General features: G+C 68.7%; 2 protein-coding genes. Both read right to left on the bottom strand.

What is annotated here, in order from left to right; translation table 11 throughout:
• Positions 1-1156: phosphoglycerate kinase (pgk, locus tag Q0L11_RS17730; RefSeq protein WP_296598983.1), on the bottom strand; the 1156-nt coding region annotated here is incomplete at its 3' end.
• A gap of 217 nt (positions 1157-1373) precedes the next feature.
• Entirely contained in the window at positions 1374-2384 is a 1011-nt protein-coding gene (gap, locus tag Q0L11_RS17735; protein WP_296598984.1) for a type I glyceraldehyde-3-phosphate dehydrogenase, read from the bottom strand.
• Positions 2385-2892 lie beyond the last annotated feature (508 nt).

Consider the following 2892-nt stretch of genomic DNA (forward strand, 5'->3'; position numbering starts at 1 on the left):
TGCCTTCCATCCATTCAAGAAACGCGCCGCCCGCAGTCGATACGAACGTGAAGTCCGAAGAGACGCCGGCCGCGTTGAGTGCGGCCACGGTATCACCGCCGCCGGCTACAGCTACAATCTTCCCGGCCTTCGCAAGTTCCGCGGCATGGCGCGCCGCGGTCATGGTGCCCTTGTCGAAGGGCGGCATTTCGAAGACGCCCAGCGGGCCGTTCCAGATCAGGGTCTCGGAGTTGTCCATGGCGCGGCACAGCCGCTCGACCGTCTCCGGGCCGGCGTCCAGGATGCGCTCGTGCTCGTCGATGGAGCCCACGTGGCGTACCCGGGCCGGGGCGCCGGGCGCCAGCTTTTCGGCCACCACGATGTCCAGCGGCAGGAAGAGCTTGCAGTTGTTCTGGCCGGCCAGGCGGATGATGTCGCGCGCGGTCTCGGCCAGGTCCTTCTCGCAATAGGACGCCCCGACGTCGTGGCCCTGGGCGTAGAGGAAGGTGTTGGCCATGCCGCCGCCGATGGCCAGCTTGTCCAGCCGGGTCACCAGGTTGCGCAGCAGGTCGAGCTTGGTGGAGACTTTGGAGCCGCCGACGATGCCCAGAACCGGCCGCTGGGGGCGTCCCAGGGCGGCGTCGAGGGCGTCCAGCTCCAGCCGCATCTGTTCGCCCGCATAGGCCGGCAGGCGCCGGGCCAGGGCCTCGGTCGAGGCGTGGGCCCGGTGCGCGGCCGAGAAGGCGTCGTTGACGAAGAGGTCGCCGTTGGAGGCCAGGGCGTCGGCGAAGGCGCGGTCGTTGGCTTCTTCGCCGGCGTGGAACCTGACGTTCTCCAGAAGCAGCACGTCGCCGGGCTGCATGGCGTTCACGGCCTCGCGGGCCTTCTGGCCGATGCAGTCGTCCGCGAAGGCGACCGGAACGCCGAGAACCTTGGCCAGCGGCTCCACGATGGGCCTCAGGCTCATCGACGGCACGACCTTGCCCTTGGGGCGGTCGAAGTGGGCCAGCAGGATCACCTTGGCTCCGCCCGCGCGCAGCTTGTCCACCGTGGGCTTGGCCGCCTGCAGGCGCGTGTCGTCGGTGACCTGTCCGTCCTCCATGGGCACGTTCAGATCCACCCGGACCAGGGCGCGTTTGCCGGAAAGGTCGGCGTCGTCGAGGGTCTTGAAGGTCATGGCTGGCGCCCGGCTGAGTCCTCTCCCCTTGCGGGAGAAGGTGTCAGCCCCGGACGCGATCCGGGGCTGACGGATGAGGGGTCGCGCGGCCGTCGGCGTTGCGCGGGGCGATCTGGACCGGGATCGCGGTACGACCCCTCATCCGACCGCCTGCGGCGGCCACCTTCTCCCGCAAGGGGAGAAGGATGGTTGTCGCCCGGCCAGCGCACGGATTGTCCTAGATCAGCTTGCCCATGGCGACGGCGGTGTCGCTCATGCGGGTCGAGAAGCCCCACTCGTTGTCGTACCAGGTGAGGATGCGGCCGAGGCCGCCGTCGATCATCTGGGTCTGCGGCAGGGCCGCGGTGGACGAGGCGGGGTTGTGGTTGAAGTCCATGGAGACCAGCGGCTCCTTGGTCACCGCCAGCACGCCCTTCAGCGCGCCGTTGGCCGCGGCTTCCAGCGCCTCGTTGATCTGGGCGACGGTCACCGGCTTGGACGGCACGAACTTCAGGTCGACCACCGAGACGTTCGGGGTCGGGACGCGGATCGACGAGCCGTCCAGCTTGCCGGCCAGGGCCGGGATCACCAGGCCCAGGGCCTTGGCGGCGCCGGTGGACGTCGGGATCATCGACATGGCCGCGGCGCGGGCGCGGTAGAGGTCCTTGTGCAGGGTGTCCAGCGTCGGCTGGTCGCCCGTGTAGGAGTGGATCGTGGTCATGTAGCCACGCTCGATGCCGCACAGTTCCTGCAGCACGTGGGCGACGGGCGCCAGGCAGTTGGTGGTGCACGAGGCGTTCGAGATGACCAGGTCGTCCTTGGTCAGCGTCTGGTGGTTCACGCCGTAGACGATGGTCTTGTCCACGTTGTCGCCGGGCGCCGAGATGATGACGCGCTTGGCGCCGGCTTCCAGGTGGGCCGAGGCCTTTTCCTTGGAGGTGAAGATGCCGGTGCATTCCAGGGCGATGTCGACGCCCAGGTCCTTGTGCGGCAGCTTGGCCGGGTCGCGCTCGGCGGTGACCTTGATCGGCGCGTAGCCCGCGATGACGATCGTGTCGCCCTCGACCTTCACGTCGGCCGGGAAGCGGCCGTGCACGCTGTCGTAGCGCAGCAGGTGGGCGTTGGTCTCGACCGGGCCCAGGTCGTTGATCGCGACGACCTCGATGTCCTTGCGGCCATGTTCGACGATCGAACGCAGGACCAGGCGGCCGATGCGACCGAAACCGTTGATGGCGACGCGGACAGCCATGGGGCCGAGCTCCTCTAGATTTTTCGTGTGGCGGGGTTCTTCAGGCGAGAACCCCTGAAGTCAACCCCTTGCCCTCTTCCAGGGAGCACGCGGCTGACGTTGCGGCGCGGGCCTGCAAGACCGGCGCCGGGCGGAGGTGTGCCGGTTTGGGGCGGGGCATTCCCGCAGGTGTGATCCGGTTTCGACCGCAGGCCGAAGACCGGGACCTCGATGTGATGGAGTGGGCATGCGGTCGCGCCGTCGGGGTGCGACGGTTTCAGAGGTCGTGGGGCTGACCCCCTCCGCCTTCGGCACCTCCCCCTCCGAGCCGCAAGCGGCTCGGCCCCCCTCGCTTCGCGATCCACCCCCAGAGGGGGTGGAATAGGGAGGAATTGGATCTGTTCCAGATGCTCCCCCCTTGGGGGAGCTCGCGAAGCGAGAGGGGGCGGCTAGCCTGAGCTTCGCCACTTGGGGTCGTCGGGGTCGTCGCAGGTGTCGGCGAGGAGCTCCTTGACGATCTCGGGATCGG

Origin of the sequence: Phenylobacterium sp., assembly GCF_024508875.1 — a bacterium.
Classification (GTDB): Bacteria; Pseudomonadota; Alphaproteobacteria; order Caulobacterales; family Caulobacteraceae; genus Phenylobacterium.